General features: G+C 72.7%; 20 protein-coding genes. 7 read left to right on the top strand and 13 right to left on the bottom strand.

The window, feature by feature from the left end:
- A partial coding sequence (locus tag FK498_RS19295; protein ID WP_202614820.1) for a zinc-ribbon domain-containing protein occupies nt 1–223 on the bottom strand: 223 nt, incomplete at its 3' end.
- Between the two features lie 169 nt (nt 224–392).
- Here FK498_RS19295 and FK498_RS10920 point away from each other — a divergent pair.
- The 3 genes from FK498_RS10920 to FK498_RS10910 are packed head-to-tail and all read left to right on the top strand — an operon-like array spanning nt 393 to nt 3,402.
- Nucleotides 393–1,010 (top strand): YdcF family protein, encoded by a 618-nt coding sequence (locus FK498_RS10920; protein WP_141854443.1) that lies wholly within the window; start codon nt 393–395, stop codon nt 1,008–1,010.
- Nucleotides 1,007–1,735 carry a 1-acyl-sn-glycerol-3-phosphate acyltransferase gene (locus FK498_RS10915; RefSeq protein ID WP_141854441.1) on the top strand — a complete coding sequence of 243 codons (729 nt, stop codon included), beginning with the start codon at nt 1,007–1,009 and terminating at the stop codon, nt 1,733–1,735. Before FK498_RS10920 ends, FK498_RS10915 begins: the two co-directional genes overlap by 4 nt.
- A gap of 32 nt (nt 1,736–1,767) precedes the next feature.
- Nucleotides 1,768–3,402, top strand: coding sequence for an acyl-CoA synthetase (locus FK498_RS10910; RefSeq protein WP_141854439.1), 1,635 nt, complete (start codon nt 1,768–1,770; stop codon nt 3,400–3,402).
- A gap of 222 nt (nt 3,403–3,624) precedes the next feature.
- On the opposite strand, the gene FK498_RS10905 is transcribed toward FK498_RS10910, so the two are convergent.
- Genes FK498_RS10905 through paaN form a run of 6 tightly spaced genes read right to left on the bottom strand, consistent with a single transcriptional unit; the run spans nt 3,625 to nt 9,803 of the window.
- The gene (locus tag FK498_RS10905; RefSeq protein ID WP_141854438.1) at nt 3,625–4,326 is read right to left on the bottom strand and encodes an ABC transporter ATP-binding protein; all 702 of its coding nucleotides are present in this window, start codon (nt 4,324–4,326) and stop codon (nt 3,625–3,627) included.
- On the bottom strand, nt 4,313–5,098 hold the full coding sequence (locus FK498_RS10900; RefSeq protein ID WP_141854437.1) for an ABC transporter ATP-binding protein: 786 nt from the start codon (nt 5,096–5,098) through the stop codon (nt 4,313–4,315). The genes FK498_RS10905 and FK498_RS10900 overlap by 14 nt, the downstream gene beginning before the upstream one ends.
- Nucleotides 5,095–6,042: a branched-chain amino acid ABC transporter permease gene (locus FK498_RS10895; RefSeq protein WP_141854436.1), complete on the bottom strand. Its 948-nt coding sequence runs from the start codon at nt 6,040–6,042 to the stop codon at nt 5,095–5,097. The genes FK498_RS10900 and FK498_RS10895 overlap by 4 nt, the downstream gene beginning before the upstream one ends.
- On the bottom strand, nt 6,042–6,914 hold the full coding sequence (locus FK498_RS10890; RefSeq protein ID WP_141854435.1) for a branched-chain amino acid ABC transporter permease: 873 nt from the start codon (nt 6,912–6,914) through the stop codon (nt 6,042–6,044). Before FK498_RS10890 ends, FK498_RS10895 begins: the two co-directional genes overlap by 1 nt.
- 43 nt (nt 6,915–6,957) lie before the next feature.
- Entirely contained in the window at nt 6,958–8,112 is a 1,155-nt protein-coding gene (locus tag FK498_RS10885) for an ABC transporter substrate-binding protein (RefSeq protein ID WP_141854433.1), read from the bottom strand.
- Between the two features lie 29 nt (nt 8,113–8,141).
- Nucleotides 8,142–9,803 carry a phenylacetic acid degradation protein PaaN gene (gene paaN, locus FK498_RS10880; protein WP_141854431.1) on the bottom strand — a complete coding sequence of 554 codons (1,662 nt, stop codon included), beginning with the start codon at nt 9,801–9,803 and terminating at the stop codon, nt 8,142–8,144.
- A gap of 118 nt (nt 9,804–9,921) precedes the next feature.
- Between paaN and FK498_RS10875 the strand changes: the two genes are divergently transcribed.
- From FK498_RS10875 to FK498_RS10860, 4 genes are read left to right on the top strand one after another with little or no spacing between them, the layout of a single operon-like run.
- Nucleotides 9,922–10,698, top strand: coding sequence for an enoyl-CoA hydratase-related protein (locus FK498_RS10875; protein WP_141854429.1), 777 nt, complete (start codon nt 9,922–9,924; stop codon nt 10,696–10,698).
- Nucleotides 10,695–11,144, top strand: a complete 450-nt coding sequence (gene paaI, locus FK498_RS10870; protein ID WP_202614819.1) for a hydroxyphenylacetyl-CoA thioesterase PaaI — start codon at nt 10,695–10,697, stop codon at nt 11,142–11,144. Before FK498_RS10875 ends, paaI begins: the two co-directional genes overlap by 4 nt.
- Nucleotides 11,141–12,472, top strand: a complete 1,332-nt coding sequence (gene paaK, locus FK498_RS10865) for a phenylacetate--CoA ligase PaaK (protein WP_141854427.1) — start codon at nt 11,141–11,143, stop codon at nt 12,470–12,472. The genes paaI and paaK overlap by 4 nt, the downstream gene beginning before the upstream one ends.
- 4 nt (nt 12,473–12,476) lie before the next feature.
- The gene (locus tag FK498_RS10860; protein ID WP_141854425.1) at nt 12,477–13,178 is read left to right on the top strand and encodes a TetR/AcrR family transcriptional regulator; all 702 of its coding nucleotides are present in this window, start codon (nt 12,477–12,479) and stop codon (nt 13,176–13,178) included.
- Here the strand turns inward: FK498_RS10860 and FK498_RS10855 are convergent.
- The 6 genes from FK498_RS10855 to FK498_RS10830 form a co-directional block, all read right to left on the bottom strand.
- The gene (locus tag FK498_RS10855; RefSeq protein ID WP_141854444.1) at nt 13,138–14,223 is read right to left on the bottom strand and encodes a 2Fe-2S iron-sulfur cluster-binding protein; all 1,086 of its coding nucleotides are present in this window, start codon (nt 14,221–14,223) and stop codon (nt 13,138–13,140) included. The genes FK498_RS10860 and FK498_RS10855 overlap by 41 nt on opposite strands.
- 13 nt (nt 14,224–14,236) lie before the next feature.
- A complete protein-coding gene (gene paaD / locus FK498_RS10850) occupies nt 14,237–14,743 on the bottom strand; it encodes a 1,2-phenylacetyl-CoA epoxidase subunit PaaD (RefSeq protein ID WP_141854423.1) in 507 nt (168 codons plus the stop codon).
- Nucleotides 14,737–15,507: a 1,2-phenylacetyl-CoA epoxidase subunit PaaC gene (gene paaC, locus FK498_RS10845; protein ID WP_141854421.1), complete on the bottom strand. Its 771-nt coding sequence runs from the start codon at nt 15,505–15,507 to the stop codon at nt 14,737–14,739. The genes paaD and paaC overlap by 7 nt, the downstream gene beginning before the upstream one ends.
- Before the next feature lie 51 nt (nt 15,508–15,558).
- Nucleotides 15,559–15,846 carry a 1,2-phenylacetyl-CoA epoxidase subunit PaaB gene (gene paaB / locus FK498_RS10840; protein ID WP_141854419.1) on the bottom strand — a complete coding sequence of 96 codons (288 nt, stop codon included), beginning with the start codon at nt 15,844–15,846 and terminating at the stop codon, nt 15,559–15,561.
- Nucleotides 15,847–15,851: 5 nt separating this feature from the next.
- On the bottom strand, nt 15,852–16,853 hold the full coding sequence (gene paaA / locus FK498_RS10835) for a 1,2-phenylacetyl-CoA epoxidase subunit PaaA (RefSeq protein WP_141854417.1): 1,002 nt from the start codon (nt 16,851–16,853) through the stop codon (nt 15,852–15,854).
- Between the two features lie 78 nt (nt 16,854–16,931).
- On the bottom strand, nt 16,932–17,353 hold a 422-nt coding region (locus tag FK498_RS10830; RefSeq protein ID WP_304598714.1), incomplete at its 5' end, for a PaaX family transcriptional regulator C-terminal domain-containing protein.

Genomic DNA, 17,353 nt, shown 5'->3' with positions numbered 1-17,353 from the left:
GTGCTGCACGCCGTCGCGGCGGCTCCTCTTCGGTCACGTCGCGCACCCGCGGCGGTGGCGGCTCCGGCCATTGCGCCGGCCGCTCGGCCGGCGCCTCGCCCTCCGCCCGCGCGAGCCAGACATGGCCGCAGCGGGCGCAGCGCACGCTCTTCCCCGCCGGGCCGATCATGCCGGCGGCGACATCGTAGCGCGCGCCGCAGCTCGGGCAGGCGATCCGCGGCATCGAGGCGATCCTCCGGGCCGACTGGGGACGGGACGGCGGGCATGTGTCGCCGAGCCTGCGCGGGCACGCAAGCCCCGTCCTTGCCCCGCGGCGGCCGGCCGTGCCAGCCTCGCCGAAGCCGGCGCCTCGACCGCGAGGCCCGGTCACCACGAGTAGAGCAGGCCCGCCGATGTCGCAGCGCTCCCCTCCCCGCCGGCGCCGCGTCCGGCGCCTCGCTCTCGCCGCTGCCGTGTTCGCCGCGGCGCCCGCGGTCGGCTTCGTGCTGTTCCTCGCGCGCATCCCGGCGGCACCTGCCGGCCCGGCACCTGCCGGCGCAGGCATCGTCGTGCTCACCGGCGGCGAGGGACGCGTCGCCGAGGGGCTTCGGCTGCTCGCGGCCGATCCAGAGGCGCGGCTGCTCGTCTCCGGCGTGCACCACGACGCGCCGCTCGCCGCGCTCGAACGGCCGCCCGGCATCGACCCGGCCGCGCTTGCTCCGCGCATCACGCTCGGCCGGCGCGCCGCCTCGACGCGCGGGAATGCCGAGGAGGCGGCGGAGTGGGCCCGCGCGCAGGGGCTCACCACGCTCGTGGTCGTCACGGCGGGCTATCACATGCCGCGCGCGCTGGTGATGCTGCGCCGCGCGCTGCCCGAAGCGCGCCTCATGGCGCATCCGGTGACCCCCGCGCCGTTCCGGACCCCCGGCTGGTGGCGGCGGCCGGACGCGCTGCGCATCGCCATCGCCGAATACATGAAGCTGCTCGCCGCCCTCGCGGGCCTCGCGCCCCCGGACCCCGTGCCGCCGTGACCATCCTGCGCTCGCTCCTCTTCAACCTGCTGTTCTTCGCCTTCACCGCAGCCGCCGCGCTGGCGTGCCTGCCGCTGGTGCCGCTGCTCGACCGGGCCGGACGACTCGCGATCCTGGCGTGGTGGGCGGAGCGGGTGCTCGGTCTCCTGCGGCTGACGGTCGGGATCCGCCTGCGCGTGACGGGGGCGGAGCACCTGCCGGTGGCCGGGCCGGCGCTGATCGCGGCGAAGCACCAGTCCGCCTTCGACACGATCGTCTGGTTCGTGCTGCTGCCGCGCCCGGCCTATGTGCTGAAGCGCGAGCTGCTGTGGATCCCGCTCTACGGCTGGTACGCGCGCGCGGCCGGAATGATCGGGGTCGATCGCGGCGCCGGGCCGGCGGCGATGCGCCACCTGATGCGTGCGGGCGCGGCGGCGCTCGCCGAGGGGCGGCAGATCGTGATCTTCCCGGAAGGCACACGCACGGCTCCTGGCACGCGCCGGCCCTACCAGCCGGGGATCGCCGCCCTCTACGCGCGTTCGGGCCTGCCGGTGATCCCGGTCGCGACCGATTCCGGGCTCTCCTGGGGCCGGCGCGCCTTCCGCAAACGCGCCGGCACGATCACGGTCGCGGTGCTGCCGCCGATCCCGCCCGGGCTTGCGCGCGCGGAGATGCTGGCCCGGCTCGAGACCGCGATCGAGTCCGAGACCGACCGGCTGCTTGCCTCCGCCCCGCCCTCTGCGTGAGGCTCTGCGCCGTCTGAGCAAGGGGAGGATCCATGGCCGCCGCGAACGACGATCCGGCGCTTGCGCGCAACCCGGCGAACTTCCAGCCGCTGACGCCGCTCCTGTTCCTCGAACGGACGGCATCGGTGTTTCCGGGCCGTGTCGCGGTTGCGCACGGCGCGCTGCGCCGAACCTATCGCGACCTGCGCGACCGCTGCGTGCGGCTCGCCCATGCGCTGACGCAGCGCGGGATCGGCCGCGGCAACGTGGTGGCAGCCCTCCTGCCGAACGTGCCGGCGATGCTGGAGGCGCATTTCGGCGTGCCGATGGCAGGCGCGGTGCTGAACACGATCAACACCCGTCTCGACGCGGCCACGATCGGCTACATCCTCGAGCACGGCGAGGCCAAGGCGATCATCGTCGAGCGCGAGTTCGTCCCGCTGCTGCGTGCCGCCCTAGCCCTCACCAGGGCGCGGCCGGCGGTGATCGAGGTCGACGACCACACCACCCCGGCGGCTGCGCGGGCCGAGACGCTGGGCGGCACCGACTACGAGACGATCCTCTCGGGCGGCGATCCTGGATTCGCCTGGCCGATGCCGGCGGACGAGTGGGACGCGATCGCGCTGAACTACACCTCCGGCACCACGGGGCGGCCGAAGGGCGTGGTCTACCACCATCGCGGTGCGCATCTGCTCGCGATCGGCAACGTGCTCTCGGCCGCGATCCCGCGCCATCCCGTCTATCTCTGGACGCTGCCGATGTTCCACTGCAACGGCTGGTGCTTCCCCTGGACGATCACCGCGCTCGCGGGAACCCATGTCTGCCTGCGCGCGGTGCGCGGGCCCGAGATGTGGCGGCTGATGGCCGAGGAGGGGGTGACGCATCTGTGCGGGGCGCCGATCGTGATGGCCACGCTGCTGAACACGCCGGAGGCAGAGAGGCGGGCGCTCGCGCACGGCGTGACCTTCCTGGTGGCGGCGGCCCCGCCGCCCGAGGCGGTGCTGCGCGCGATGCGCGAGGCCGGGTTCGCGGTCTGCCACGTCTACGGGCTCACCGAGGTGTACGGGCCGGCCGTGGTGAACGAGTGGCACGAGGAATGGAACGCGCGGCCGATCGCCGAGCAGGCGGCGCTGATGGCGCGCCAGGGCGTGCGCTATCTCGCGCTCGAGGGGCTGGCGGTGCTCGACCCCGCGACCATGGCGCCGGTGCCCGCCGACGGCGCGACGCTCGGCGAGGTGATGATGCGCGGCAACGTGGTGATGAAGGGTTACCTGAAGGAGGCGGAGGCCACGTCCAAGGCCTTCGCGGGAGGATGGTTCCACACCGGCGACCTCGCGGTGATGCACGAAGACGGCTACATCCAGCTCAAGGACCGCTCGAAGGACATCATCATCTCGGGCGGCGAGAACATCTCCTCCATCGAGGTGGAGGACGCGCTCTACGCCCACCCGGCGGTCGCTGCCGTGGCGGTGGTCGGCAGGCCGGACGAGACATGGGGCGAGAGCCCGTGTGCCTTCGTCGAGCTCAAGCCCGGGGCGAGCGCGACGGAAGCGGAGCTGATCGCCTTCGCGCGCGATCGCCTCGCGCATTTCAAGGTGCCGCGCACGGTGGTGTTCGCCGAGATCCCGAAGACCTCCACGGGCAAGATCCAGAAGCACCTGCTGCGCGCGCGCGTGCGCGGCGCCTAGGATCCGGCTCGCGACCGGAATGCCGCGATGGCGGCGACGGGAACGGCCGCGGGGGAGGTTGCGGCAAGGCGGTCGTGTCGCGCCGCGGCATGCCCGAAGGAACGTGCGGTCGCCGTCGGCCCCTTCCGCCGGCAGCCATGCGCTCGATGACGTTGCGGCTGCGGGTGCCCCGCAGAGACCCGCCACGTCCCCTTGCCGGATCGCAACCATGGCGATCCGAGATCAGATGCCGAGATAGGCCTCCCGGACGCGCGGGTCGTCCAGAAGTGCCCGTCCCGCCCCGGCATGGGCGATGCGCCCGGTCTCGAGCACGTAGCCGCGATCGGCGATCGCGAGCGCGGCGGAGGCATTCTGTTCCACCAGCAGCACGGTCAGGCCCTGCGCGCGCAGCCGCACCACCGCCTCCAGGATCTGGTCGACCAGCAGCGGCGCCAGCCCCATGGAGGGCTCGTCGAGCAGCAGGAGCCGCGGCCGGGCCATCATGGCGCGCCCGACCGACAGCATCTGCTGCTGGCCGCCCGAGAGCCCACCCGCCGGCAGGGCGCGCTTCTCGGCGAGAACCGGGAACAGGGCATAGACCTCGGCGAGTGTCGTCTCGGTCTCGGCGCGGCCGCGCCGGAAGGCGCCGAGGCGGAGATTGTCCTCGACCGTGAGCGGGGCGAAGACCTGCCGGCCCTCCGGCACCTGGGCGATGCCGCGCGCGACGCGCGCATGCGGCAGCAGCGCCTCGATCGACGCGCCGTCGAACACGATCCGCCCGGCGGTGATCGGCTGCACGCCCGAGATCGCGCGCAGGAGCGTGGTCTTGCCGGCGCCGTTGGCGCCGACCAGGGCGACGATCTCGCCGGCTGCGACCTCCAGATCGACGCCCTTCACCGCCTCGATGCGGCCATAGCCGCTGCGCAGCCCCTCAACCCGCAGCATGCGCGGCCTCGGCGCCGTGCCGGCCGAGATAGGCGGCGATCACCTCGGGATTGGTGCGCACCTCGGCCGGCCGTCCCTGCGCCAGCATCCTCCCGTGGTTCAGCACCAGGATGCGGTGCGAGATGCGCATGACGAGCTTCATGTCGTGCTCGACCAGCACCACCGTGGTGCCGCGCTCCGCGATCGCGGCGATCAGGCGGTCGATCTCCTCGGTCTCGACGGGGTTGCAGCCGGCGGCAGGCTCGTCGAGCAGCAGCACGCGCGGCTCGGCGGCCAGCGCACGCGCGATCTCTAGGCGCTTCAGCGCGCCGTAGGGCAGGCTGCCGGCGGGGTCGCGCGCGCGCTCGGCGAGGCCGACGAAGGCGAGCAGTTCGCGCGCGCGGTCGCGCGTCGCCCGGTTCTGGCGCGCCACCCACGGCAGGTGCAGGAGCGCGGCGAGCAGGCCCTGGCGCTCGCGCAGATGCCGCCCCACCATCACGTTCTCCTCCGCTGTCATGCGGAAGAAGACCTGGAGGTTCTGGAAGGTGCGCGAGAGCCCGCGCGCGGCGAGAAGATGCGGCGGCAGGCCGGTGACGTCCTCGCCGGCGAGCCGCACCCGGCCCTCGCCCGTCCGGTACAGCCCCGAGATGATGTTGAACAGCGTCGTCTTGCCCGCACCGTTCGGGCCGATGATGGAGAACACCTCGCCCGGCTCGGCGGCGAAGGAGACGCCGTCGAGCGCGCGCAGCCCGCCGAAGGAGATGCCGATGCCCTCGGCAGCGATCGCGCTCATGGAGCGCGCCGCGCCAAGAGCGCCGCGAGGCTCGGCACGATCCCCTGGCGCAGGAAGATCATGAACAGGATGATCGTCAGTCCGAGCACGGCGTGCTCGTAGTCGTGGAACACGGTCAGCGCCTGCGGCAGGATCGTCAGCACGGCCGCACCGACGACCGCGCCGAGAGAGGAGCCCATGCCGCCGATCACCACCATCGTCACGAGCTCGATCGAGTGCAGGAAATCCGCGGCCTGGGGGGTGACGAAGCGGTTGAACAGCGCGAGCAGTCCGCCCGCCAGGGCGGCATAGACGGCGGCGATGACGAACACCGCGAGCTTGGCGCGCGCGACATCGATCCCCGCCACGGCCGCCGCCACCTCGCTGTCGTGCAGGGCGCGCAGCGCGCGCCCGGTCGGGCTTTCTTCGAGATTGAGCGCGACCAGCACGCCGAGCACCAGCGCGAGGCCGGTGATCCAGTACCAGGTCTCGGCGCCGGCGACGCGCCAGCCGACCAGCACGAGGCGCTGCACCTGGATGCCGTCCGGCCCGCCGGTGATCGCGACCTCGCTGTTCAGCACGAGCCAGACCAGGATGCCCAAGCCCAGCGTGGCGACGGCGAGGTAGTGGCCGCGCAGCCTGAGGATCGGCCGGCCGACGAGAAGGGCGAGCAGGCCGGCGAGCACGAGGCCGAGCCCGAGCGAGGGCAGCAGGTCGAGCCCCAGATGGCGAGGGCCGAGCGCCACCGCATAGGCGCCGATACCGACGAAGCCCGCGTGGCCCAGGCTCACCTGCCCGGCGAGCCCCATCAGCAGGTTCAGCCCGACCGCGGCGAGCGCGCTGATCCAGACCAGCGTGGCGATGCGGAAGTAGAAGCCGGACGGAAAGACCAGCCACAGCGCGGCGAGCAGCAGCGCGAGTCCGGCGACCGTCGCGCGGCGGGGCGTCAGCCACGCGGGCGCCATCACACCCGCTCCACGGCGCGGCGGCCGAACAGGCCCTGCGGCAGCACGAACAGCACGCCGAGGATGACCAGGAAGGCGACCGCGTCCTTGTAGGTGGAGGAGATGAAGCCGGCCGCGAGCGACTCGAGCAGGCCGAGCGCGAGCCCGCCGACCACCGCGCCGACCGGATTGCCCATCCCGCCCAGCATCGCCGCGGCGAATCCCTTGAGCGCGAGCAGCGTGCCGACCGCGAAGCTGGTGAGCGTGATCGGCGTGATCAGGATCCCGGCAATGGCGCCGATGGCGCCCGAGATGCCGAAGGCGAGCGCCAGCACCAGCGTGGTGTCGATGCCGACCAGGCGCGCGGCCAGGCGGTTTGCCGCCGTCGCCCGCACCGCCTTGCCGAGCAGGGTGCGCTCCATGAAGAGCCAGAGCGCGAGCACGATCGCCGCCGCGCCGCCCAGCACCCAGAGGCTCTGCGGCAGGATCGAGGCGCCGAGCACGCGGATCGGCTCCTCGCCCGTGAAGGCGGGCAGCGCATGGAACTGCCGGTCGAACACCATCTGGGCGAGACCGCGGATCAGGATCGAGGCGCCGATCGTGACGATGATCAGCGTCACCGCCGAGGCGCCGCGCGCGGGTTCGATCGCGAGGCGGTGCAGCGCGAGCCCGGTGGCGACGGCGACCGCGATCGCGACCAGCGCGGCCAGGGGCAGCGGCATGCCCGCGGCGACCGCGAAGACCGTCACCATGCCGCCCAGCATGACGAACTCGCCCTGGGCGAAGTTGATCACGTCCGAGGCGTTGTAGATCAGCGTGAAGCCGAGCGCGACCAGGGCATAGACCGCGCCCACGGTCAGGCCGGAGAAGACGAACTGGAGGAGCTGGTCCATCGTCGGCGCGGGAGAGCGGGGCGCCGCCGGCGCCCCGCCCAGGTCAGTCGAGCAGGCGCCAGGTGCCGTTGCGGATCTCGATCATCCGGAAGGCGGACAGATCGAGGCCCATGTGGTCGGTCTCGCTCATGTTCACCACGCCGCCGGTGCCGATGAAGCCGCGCGTCTGCCGGACCGCGTCGCGGATGCGCACGCCGTCCGTGCTGCCGGCGCGCCTGATCGCCTCGATCAGGATCATCAGCCCGTCATAGGCATGGCCGCCGAAGGTGCTGACCGGCTGGTTCTGCGTGCTCTCGTAGAGCTGCTTGTACTCCATCACCACGCGCTTCTGTGGGTCGCTGTCCGGAAGCTGCTCGGCGACCAGCAGCGCGGCCGCGGGCAGCCGCACGCCCTCGGCGGCGGGGCCGGCGAGCTCGATGAAGCTGCGCGAGGCCACGCCGTGGCTCTGGTAGAGCGGCACGCCCAAGCCGAGCTGGGCGAAGTTGCGCGTCACGATCGCCGGTCCCTGGCCGAAATCGGCGTTCACCACCGCCTGCACGCCGCCCGGGGCGTTGCGGATACGCGTGAGCTGCGGCGTCATGTCGGTGTCGCCCGGACCGTAGCGCTCGTCGGCGACGATCGTGATGCCGAAGGCGGGGGCGACGCGCAGGCACTGGGTGCGCATCGAGGCGCCGAAGCCGCCGGTGCCGCTGATCAGGCCGACCCGTGTCAGGCCGCGCTTCCTCAGGTCCTCGAAGATCTTCTCGCACGCCATCTTGTCGGTGTGCGGCGTCTTGAAGGTGAAGGGCTTGACGGGCTCGATGATCTCGATGCCGCCGGCGAGGCTGATGAAGGGGATGCGCGCCTCCTCGAACACCGGGATCATCGCCATCGTCGTGCCGGTGGTGGTGCCGCCGACCATGGCGACGACGCGATCATCCTCCACCAGCCGCGTGGCGAAGGTGCGGGCGCGGTTGGCATCGCCGCCGTCATCATAGAGCACGAGCTCGAGGCGCCGGCCGAGCACGCCGCCCGCCTGGTTGATGCGGTCGATATAGAGACGCAGCGTGCGCGCCTCGGGATCGCCGAGGAACGACGCCGGACCGGTCACGGAAAGCACCGCGCCGATGCGGATCGGCGCCTGCGCCCCGGCAGGCGACGGGCCGAATGTCAGCGCCGCGGCGCCGACCAGCAGGGCTGCGAACAGTCTCCTGGACATCGTCTGTCTCCCTTCCGTGCTGTCTTGGTTCATGCCGCGATCGGCCGTCGCACGGCCGCGACGCGGAACCGGTTGGCGACGAAGGCGCTGTCGGTCAGGCAGGCATTGCCCGCGGGATTGAGCCCGCTCACGTGGTAGTCGCTGAACGCCGCGGACTGGTTGACGTAGATCCCGCCGGTAAGGTTCACCGACAGGGGCGCGCCGGCGCGGGCGAAGGCTTCGGCCGCACGGGCGATGAACCCCTCCTCGGTGGCGTAGAGCGCGGCGGTGATCGCGCCACGATCGCGCGCGGACGCGGCGGCGCGGGCGAGGGCGTCTTCGGCGTCGCGGCAGCGGATCAGGAAGGCGATCGGCCCGAAGCGCTCCTCGAGATAGGCGGCCTCGTCCTCGGCCTCGACCGCAACCAGGAGCGGCGTGGCCGTGCGCGCCGCCCCTGCGTCCGGCAGGGGCGCGCTGTCGCGCACCACCCGCCCCAGGCCGCGGGCCGCCGCGATGCGCGCGAGCGTGGCCGGGCTCGCGATCGCGCCCAGCACGCCGGCGGCGCGCGCCGGATCGGCGAGCAGGGCGTCGATCGCCGTAGCGATGCCGACGGCGATCGCATCGAAGCTCTTGATGCCCTCGTCGGTGGCGACCCCTTCGGCGGGCACGAACAGGTTCTGCGGCGCGGTGCACATCTGCCCGGAGTAGAGCGCCAGCGAGAACGCGAGGTTCGCGCACATGCCGCGGAAGTCCGGGCTGCCGGCGATCACCACCGGATTGATCCCGGCCTCCTCGGTGTGCAGCGCTGCATCGCGCACATGCGCGCGCAGCCAGCGCCCGAAGGCCGGGCTGCCGGTGTAATCGACGATGCCGATCGCGGGATGGGTGGCGAGGGCAGCGGCGATCGGCGCCTCTGCGGTGTCGGGGGCAAGCTGCACCACGTCCGGGTCGAAGCCGGCCTCGCGCAGCACCGCGCGTGCGGTGCGCACGGCAAGCGCGAGCGGCAGGATCGCGTTCGGGTGCGGCTTGACGATCACGGCATTGCCGGTGGCGAGCGAGGCGAACAGCCCCGGATAGCCGTTCCAGGTCGGGAAAGTGGAACAGCCGATGACGAGCCCGATGCCGCGTGGCACGATGCGCCATTCCTTGGCGAGCAGGACCGGCGGCGCCTTGCCCTGAGGCTTCTCCCAGCGCGCCGCGTGCGGGATGCGCGTCATCTCGTCGAAGGCGTAGGCGACCGCCTCCAGACCGCGATCCTGCGCATGGGGCCCGCCGGCCTGGAAGGCCATGACGAAGGCCTGGCCGGTGGTGTGCTGCACCGCGTGCGCCATCAGGAACGAGTCGCGGTTGAGGCGCGCCAGGATCTCGAGCGCCACCCCGGCCCGCGTGTGCGGCATCGCCGCCGCCCAGGCCGCCCCGGCGCGCCCGGCGGCGGCGATCAGGGTCGCGACCTCGCGGCGCGGATAGGTGATGCCGAGCGGGAAGCCGTAGGGCGAGACCTCCGCTCCGATCGGCGCGCCCTCGCACTCCTGATCGAGCGGGAAGGGCTTGCCGAGCAGGGCCTTGAACGCCGCCTCGCCCGTCTCGCGCGCATCCTCGCCATAGATGCGGCCCGACGGCGTCTCGGGATACGCGCTCCAGTAGCCGCGCGTGCGGCAGGCGGCGATCGCGGCGTCCAGCGTGGCACGATGCGCGGCGAAGAAGTCCGCCATCTCCTCCCCTCCCGCCGGGCGGTGTTGACGCCGGCCTCGGCCCCTGAATAATTGAACGGACGGCCGGTGAAATGCAAGAGGATCGCCGTCGCACGCGAAGACGGAGAGGAAACGCAGGATGACCGAGACCGTGCTGGTGGAGCGCCATCCCGGCTGGCGCCGCCTCGTGCTGAACCGGCCGGATCGGCTGAACGCCTTCGATGCGGCGATGCAGGCCGCGCTCGCCGCCGCGCTCGACGAGGCGGAGCAGGACCGGTCGTGCCGCGCGGTGGTGCTCGCCGGCGCCGGCCGCGCCTTCAGCGCCGGACAGGATCTCGATGCCGTGCGCGGCGAGACCGATCTCGGCCGGGTGCTGGAGGAGGGGTGGAACCCGCTGATCCGCAGGCTGGCCGGGCTCGGCGTGCCGACGGTTGCCGCCGTGCACGGCATCGCCGCCGGGGCGGGCGCAGCCCTGGCGCTCGCCTGCGACATCGTGCTCGCCGCGCGCTCGGCGCGCTTCCTGATGGCGTTCGCGAGGATCGGGCTGGTTCCGGACAGCGGCGCGAGCTGGCACCTGCCACGGCTGATCGGTTCGGCGCGCGCGCGCGCAGTGGCGATGCTCGCCGATCCGGTCACGGCCGACCAGGCGGCATCCTGGGGCATGATCTGGGCGGTGATGGAGGACGACGCGCTCGCCGGCGAGGCGGCGCGGACAGCCGAGCGTCTCGCTGCCGGACCGACCGCGGCGCTGGTGGCCACCCGCACGGCCCTGGCCGACGGCGCCGCCGCGACACTCGAGGCGCAGCTCGCGCGCGAGCGCGACCTGCAGCGCGCCGCCGGCGCGCATCCCGACTATGCCGAAGGCGTCGCGGCCTTCCTCGCGAAGCGCGCCCCCCGCTTCACGGCCCGCGCATGAGTGCCGCCGCCGTTGCCGCCGCCATGTGGGCCGAGGATCACGCCTCGCGCGGCCTCGGCATGTCGCTCGATCACGTCGCCGAGGGCCGCGCCGTGCTGTCGATGGCCGTCACCGAGGCGATGGTGAATGGGCATGGCATCTGCCACGGCGGCTTCATCTTCGCGCTGGCCGACAGCGCCTTCGCCTTCGCCTGCAATTGGACCGACGAGCGCACGGTCGCCGCCCACTGCGCCATCACCTATGTGCGACCCGCGCGGCTCGGCATGCGATTGATCGCGGAGGCGGTGGAGACGGTGCGCTTCGGCCGCTCCGGCGTCACCGACGTGACGGTGCGCGACCAGACCGGGGCGGTGATCGCGCTGTTCCGCGGCCATTCGCGCACGATCGGCGGGCGGATCACGAAAGCGCAGGACGACACCATGACAGCGAAGGGAGGGGACGCATGAGCGGAGGTTCGAGCAAGCGGGCGGGACTTGCGCCACGGCCCGGCGAGCTCGACCCGATCGAGACGGCAAGCCGCGATGAGATCGCGGCGCTGCAGCTTTCGCGCTTGCGCTGGTCGCTCCGCCACGCCTACGACAACGTGCCGCACTACCGCGCGCGCTTCGATGCCGCCGGCACGCATCCCGACGACCTCAGACGTCTCGAGGACCTCGCCCGGTTCCCCTTCACCACCAAGGAGGATCTGCGCGCCACCTATCCCTTCGGCATGTTCGCGGTGCCGCGCGACCGCGTGGTACGCATCCACGCCTCCTCCGGCACCACCGGCAAGCCTACCGTGGTCGGCTACACCGCGCGCGACATCGAGACCTGGGCGGAGGTGGTGGCGCGCTCGATCCGCGCCTCCGGCGGCCGGCCCGGCATGATCGTGCATGTCGCCTACGGCTACGGCCTGTTCACCGGCGGGCTCGGCGCGCATTACGGCGCCGAGCGCCTGGGCTGCACGGTGGTGCCGGTCTCCGGCGGCATGACCGAGCGCCAGGTGACGCTGATCGAGGATTTCCGCCCCGACATCATCATGGTGACACCCTCCTACATGCTGGCGATCCTCGACGAGTTCCGCCGCCAGGGCCGCGATCCGCGCGCGAGTTCATTGCGTGTCGGCATCTTCGGCGCCGAGCCGTGGACGAACGCGATGCGCGCCGAGATCGAGGAGGCCTTCGACATGCACGCGGTGGACATCTACGGGCTCTCCGAGGTGATCGGCCCCGGCGTTGCCAACGAGTGCGTGGAGACCAAGGACGGGCTGCACATCTGGGAGGATCATTTCTACCCGGAGATCATCGATCCGGAGACCGGGCGCGTGCTGCCCGACGGCGAGCGGGGCGAGCTGGTGCTCACCACCCTGACCAAGGAGGCGCTGCCGGTGGTGCGCTACCGCACACGCGACCTCACGCGGCTGCTGCCCGGGACGGCGCGCACGATGCGGCGGATGGAGAAGATCACCGGCCGGTCCGACGACATGATCATCCTGCGCGGCGTGAACCTGTTCCCCTCGCAGGTCGAGGAGCAGATCCTGCGCGTCGAGGGACTGGCGCCGCACTACCAGCTCGTGCTCACCCGCGAGGGGCGGCTCGACGCCATGACCGTGCGGGTCGAGGCCGAGCCCGGAGTCGCGGGCGAGGCGCAGCGCCTCGCCCTGGCGCAGGAACTCGCCCACCACATCAAGAGCGTGATCGGCGTCTCCGCCGGTATCGATGTGGTCGATCCGGGCGCGATCGAACGCTCGACCGGCAAGGCCTGGCGCGTGGTCGATCTCAGGGCGAAGGACTAGGGCGGTGGCGCGCACGCGCGCGGCCGATTACGAGGCCAAGCGCAGCCACCTGCTGCGCACCGCGGCACCGCTGTTCGCCCGCCACGGCTACGACCGCACCTCGCTCGCCATGATCGCGGTCGCGGCGGGAGTCTCGAAGGGGCTGGTCTATCACTACTACCCGGACAAGGATGCGGTGCTGGCCGACATCATCCGCCGCCATCTCGCCGAGCTGATCGAGGTGGTGACCACGGCGGCCACCCCCGACGGGCGCGCGCCCGAACGACGCCTCGCCGAGATGGCCGCAGCGCTGCTCGCCGCCTATCGCGACGCGGATGCCGAGCACCAGGTGCAGGTCGCGCATCTGCGGCTCCTGCCCGGTCCGGTGCAGCGCGAGCTGAAGGAGATGGAGCGCGTTCTGGTCACCCTCTTCGCCGAGGCGCTGACCGCCGTCGAGCCCCGGCTCGCCGGGGACCGACGCCTGCTCAAGCCGCTGACGATGAGCCTGTTCGGGATGCTGAACTGGGCCTTCCTCTGGTTCCGCGAGGACGGCGCGATGACGCGCGTCGAGTATGCGGCGCTGGCGGCCCGCATGGTCGTGCTGGGAGCACGCGAGGCGGCCGGCGGGGCCGCGGCGGGCGGCAGGCGGGCCGCGGAGGCCGCACTCCGGCGAGCCGCGCCGGCGGTCAGACCGCGTCGTAGTCCACCGCGACGAGGGGCGTCCTAGGCCGGCTCTGGCAGGTCAGCACGAACCCGGCCTCGGTCTCCCAGGGCTGCAGCGAGTAGTTGTGGTCCATCTCGACCGCGCCCGCGGTGACGCGCGCGCGGCAGGTGCAGCACATGCCGCCGCGGCAGGACCAGGGCACGTCGATGCCGGCACGCAGCCCCGCCTCCAGCACGGTCTCCCCCTCCGCCATGGGCACCTCGCGCGTCGTGCCGTCGAGCGTGAGGCGCAGCCGGGCCACCGTCGGCGCATCGGCCGCCGCACGCTCCGGCGGGCGGATGGGCGCACCCTCGGCCGGCGTGAAGCGCTCGACATGGATCCGCGCCGGGGCCACGCCGAGGCCGAGGAGCGCGGCAGTCGCCGCCTCCGGCAGTCCGGCCGGGCCGCAGAGATAGGCCGCGGCGATCGCGCCCGGCGGAGCGAGCCCGGGCAGCAGCGCGCGGATGCGTGCCTCGTCCAGGCGCCCGTGCAGCGCGGCGAGCTCGGAGGCCTCACGCGAGAGCACGTGCAGCACGGTGAAGCGGGCGAGATGGCGATCCTTCAGGTCGTCGAGCGCGGCGCGGAACATCACGTCGGCCGTGCTGCGGTTGCCGTAGAGCAGCACGAAGCGGCTCTGCGGTTCGCGCGCGAGCAGGGTGCGCGCGATCGCGAGGATCGGCGTGATCCCCGAACCTGCCGCGATGCCCACCACCGTGCGCGCCGCCGTCGCGTCCGGGCGGAAGACGAAGCTGCCCTCAGGCGGCATGGCCTCGACCACGTCGCCCGCCGCGAGCGCGGTGGTGGCCCAGCCCGAGAACCGCCCGCCGGGGACGCGCTTGATGCCGATGCGCAGCGCGCCGTCGTCGAGGCCGGCGCAGATCGAATAGCTGCGCCGCACCTCCTCGCCGTCGATCACGCGCCGCACGGTCAGGTACTGGCCGGGCAGGAAGCGGTAGAGCGGGGCGAGTTCGGGAGGCGGCAGCAGCGTGACCGCGACCGCCTCGTCGGTGAGCCGTTCCACTGCCGCGACGCTGAGCGGGTGGAAGCGGGTGCCGGTCACCGCGTTCATGGTCACGCCCCCCTCAATGGCACTTGAAGTAGTCGAACGGCTCGCCGCAGGCGCGGCAGCGCCAGAGCGCCTTGCAGGCGGTGGAGCCGAACTCGGAGAGCTTCTCGGTCGCCGTCGCGCCACAGCGCGGGCAGGCCACGGTTTCGTCGGCGCCGAACAGCGCGCGCCGCCCGCCGCCCGCGACCGGCGGGGCGATGCCCGACCGGCGCAGCGCCGCGCGGCCCTCCGGCGTGATCCAGTCGGTGGTCCAGGCCGGCGCGAGGACGAGGTTCACGCGCGGCCGGCCGAGACCTGCCGCCTCGACCGCCGCCTCCACCTCCAGCGCGATCATCCGCATGGCCGGGCAGCCCGAATAGGTCGGCGTGATGTCGATCTCGATCACGTCGTCCGCGCCGAGCCGCACCTCGCGCAGCACGCCGAGATCGGCGATCGACAGCGCGGGGATTTCGGGATCCACCACCCGCGCGGCCGCCCCGCGAGCGGCCGCGACCGCGCGATCGCGGTCCGCCTCGCTCACCATGTTGCCCCCGGATAGGCGCGCGGCAGGTGCTGCATCACCGCCAGCATGTGGCCGAGATGTTCGGTGTGCCGCCCCGACCGTCCGCCGGACTGCATCCACCGATCGGCGGGACGGGCGAGATCCGCCTCGGCGAAGACGCGATCCACCGCCGCGTCCCATTGCGGGCGCAGCACGGCCGGATCGGGCAGGATGCCGTCCTCGATCAGCGCGCGGTCGGCCGCGTCCGCCTCGAACAGCTCGCCCGTGTAGGGCCAGAGCACGGCGAACGCATCGAGCATGCGCCGGCGGCTCTCCGCGGTGCCGTCGCCGAGCCGGATCACCCATTCGCCGGCGTGACGGAGGTGGTACGCCGCCTCCTTCGCGGCCTTGGCCGCGATCGCGGCAAGCGTGGCGTCACGCGACGCGGCGGTCGCCCGCCAGAGCGGTTCGGCCTGGGCGGCGAGGAAGAAGGCGCGCAGGATCGTGAAGGCGAAGTCCCCCTTCGGCAGTTCCGCCATCAGCACGTTGCGGTACTGCGGCGCATCGCGCCGATAGGCGAGGTCGTCCTCGGTCCGCCCCGCACCCTCGATCTCGGCGGCGTAGGTGTAGAGCGCGCGCGCCTGGCCGATCAGGTCGAGCGCGATGTTGGCGAGGGCGAGGTCCTCCTCCAGCATCGGCGCATGCCCGCACCATTCCGACAGCCGGTGCGCGTGCACCAGCGCGGTGTCGGCGAGGCGCAGCAGGCCGAGGGTGAGCGCGGTCTCGGCGACAGCGATCGTCGTCATGTCATGCGGGTCCCCTCTTGGCGGCCGGCAGGGGCCGGTGCGGCGGCCGGATCACATGTGTCCGACCTCGTCCGGCACCGTGTAGAAGGTCGGGTGTCGATAGGGTTTCGAGGCGGTCGGCTCGAACAGCATGTCCTTGTCGGCGGGGTCCGAGGCGGTGATCGCCGCCGAGGGCACCACCCAGATCGACAGGCCCTCGCCGCGGCGGGTGTAGGTGTCGCGCGCGGCCTGCAGCGCCATCTCGGCATCCGCGGCGTGCACGCTGCCGACATGGCGATGCGCAAGCCCCGTGCGCGCGCGGATGAACACCTCCCAGAGCGGCATCGGCGTCTCGGTCATGGCCGTCACTCCGCGGCGATCTTCTGCGCGGCGGCGCGGGCGCGGCGCTTCGCGGCGTGCGCGAGCGCCGCCTCGCGCACCCAGGCGCCCTCGTCATGGGCGCGGCGGCGCGTCTCCAGCCGTTCGCGGTTGCAGGGGCCGTCGCCGGCCAGCACGCGGCGGAACTCCTCCCAGTCGATCGCGCCGAAGCGCCAGTGGCCGGTCGCCGGGTCGAAGCGGAGTTCGGGATCGGGGAAGGTCAGGCCGAGATAGTGGCCCTGCGGCACGGTGGCATCGACGAACTGCTGGCGCAGCTCATCGTTGGTGAAGCGCTTGATCTTCCAGCGCATCGACTGCGCGGTGTGCGCGCTCTCGGAATCCGGCGGGCCGAACATCATCAGCGCCGGCCACCACCAGCGGTCCAGGGCATCCTGGGCCATCGCCTTCTGTTCGGGCGTGCCGCGGCACAGCGTCAGCATGATCTCGTAGCCCTGGCGCTGGTGGAAGCTCTCCTCCTTGCAGATGCGGATCATCGCCCGCGCGTAGGGACCGTAGGAGGTGCGGCAGAGCGGGATCTGGTTCATGATCGCCGCCCCGTCCACCAGCCAGCCGATCGCGCCGATATCGGCCCAGGTCAGCGTCGGGTAGTTGAAGATCGAACTGTATTTCGCCCGGCCCGAGAGGAGCTGCGCGACCAGTTCCTCACGTGTGACGCCGAGCGTCTCGGCGGCGGCGTAGAGATAGAGGCCGTGCCCCCCCTCGTCCTGCACCTTGGCGAGCAGCGCCGCCTTGCGCCGCAGCGAGGGCGCACGGGTGATCCAGTTGCCCTCGGGCAGCATGCCGACGATCTCGGAATGCGCGTGCTGGCTGATCTGGCGGATCAGCGTGCGCCGATAGGCCTCCGGCATCCAGTCGTTCGGCTCGATCCGCTCCTCGGCGTCGATGCGCGCCTCGAAGCGCGCGAGCCGCGCGGCGTCCTCGGCAGCGTTCGGACCGGTCTCGGGCTGGTTCAGCGCCTGGGTGTACATCGCGCCCCTCCCCTCGTTCCGGGACGATATATAACGGAAAACGGCGCCGTCCGACAAGTTCCGTAATATGTGGTGGCCTCACGCCTCGGCGAGATCGGCGAAGCGAGCCGCGAGCGCCGCGTCGGGTGCGGGCAGAGCCCCGCCTTCGGCGATCGCGTGCGCATCGAGCCAGGCTTCCGAGGGTTCCAGAAGACGGCGCCAGATCCGGGCGCACAACGCGCGCGCCGCCGGTTGCGGCCAGTCGGAGGGCAGGAGCGCGGCCGGCAGGAGCGGGTCGCGCAGCACCGCGCGCCGGTAGTCGTGGATCAGCAGCACCCGCGCGACGAGCGCGGTGAGCGGCTCGGGAGCCGGTGCCAGGCCGGCCCCGGCCCAGACGGCGAGGAAGTGCCGGTAGCGATCCGCCACGCCCGCGAGCGGCCAGGCAAGGCCGGCGAGGGCCGCGGCATCGCCGGGAGCTGGCTCCGCCGTGAGCCGCAACGCGCCGGCGAGCGGCGGCACGG

The organism is Elioraea sp. Yellowstone (assembly GCF_006704265.1).
GTDB lineage: Bacteria > Pseudomonadota > Alphaproteobacteria > Acetobacterales > Acetobacteraceae > Elioraea.
The sequence above is the reverse complement of the archived record's forward strand: the minus strand, read 5'-3'. Positions and strand labels throughout refer to the sequence as shown.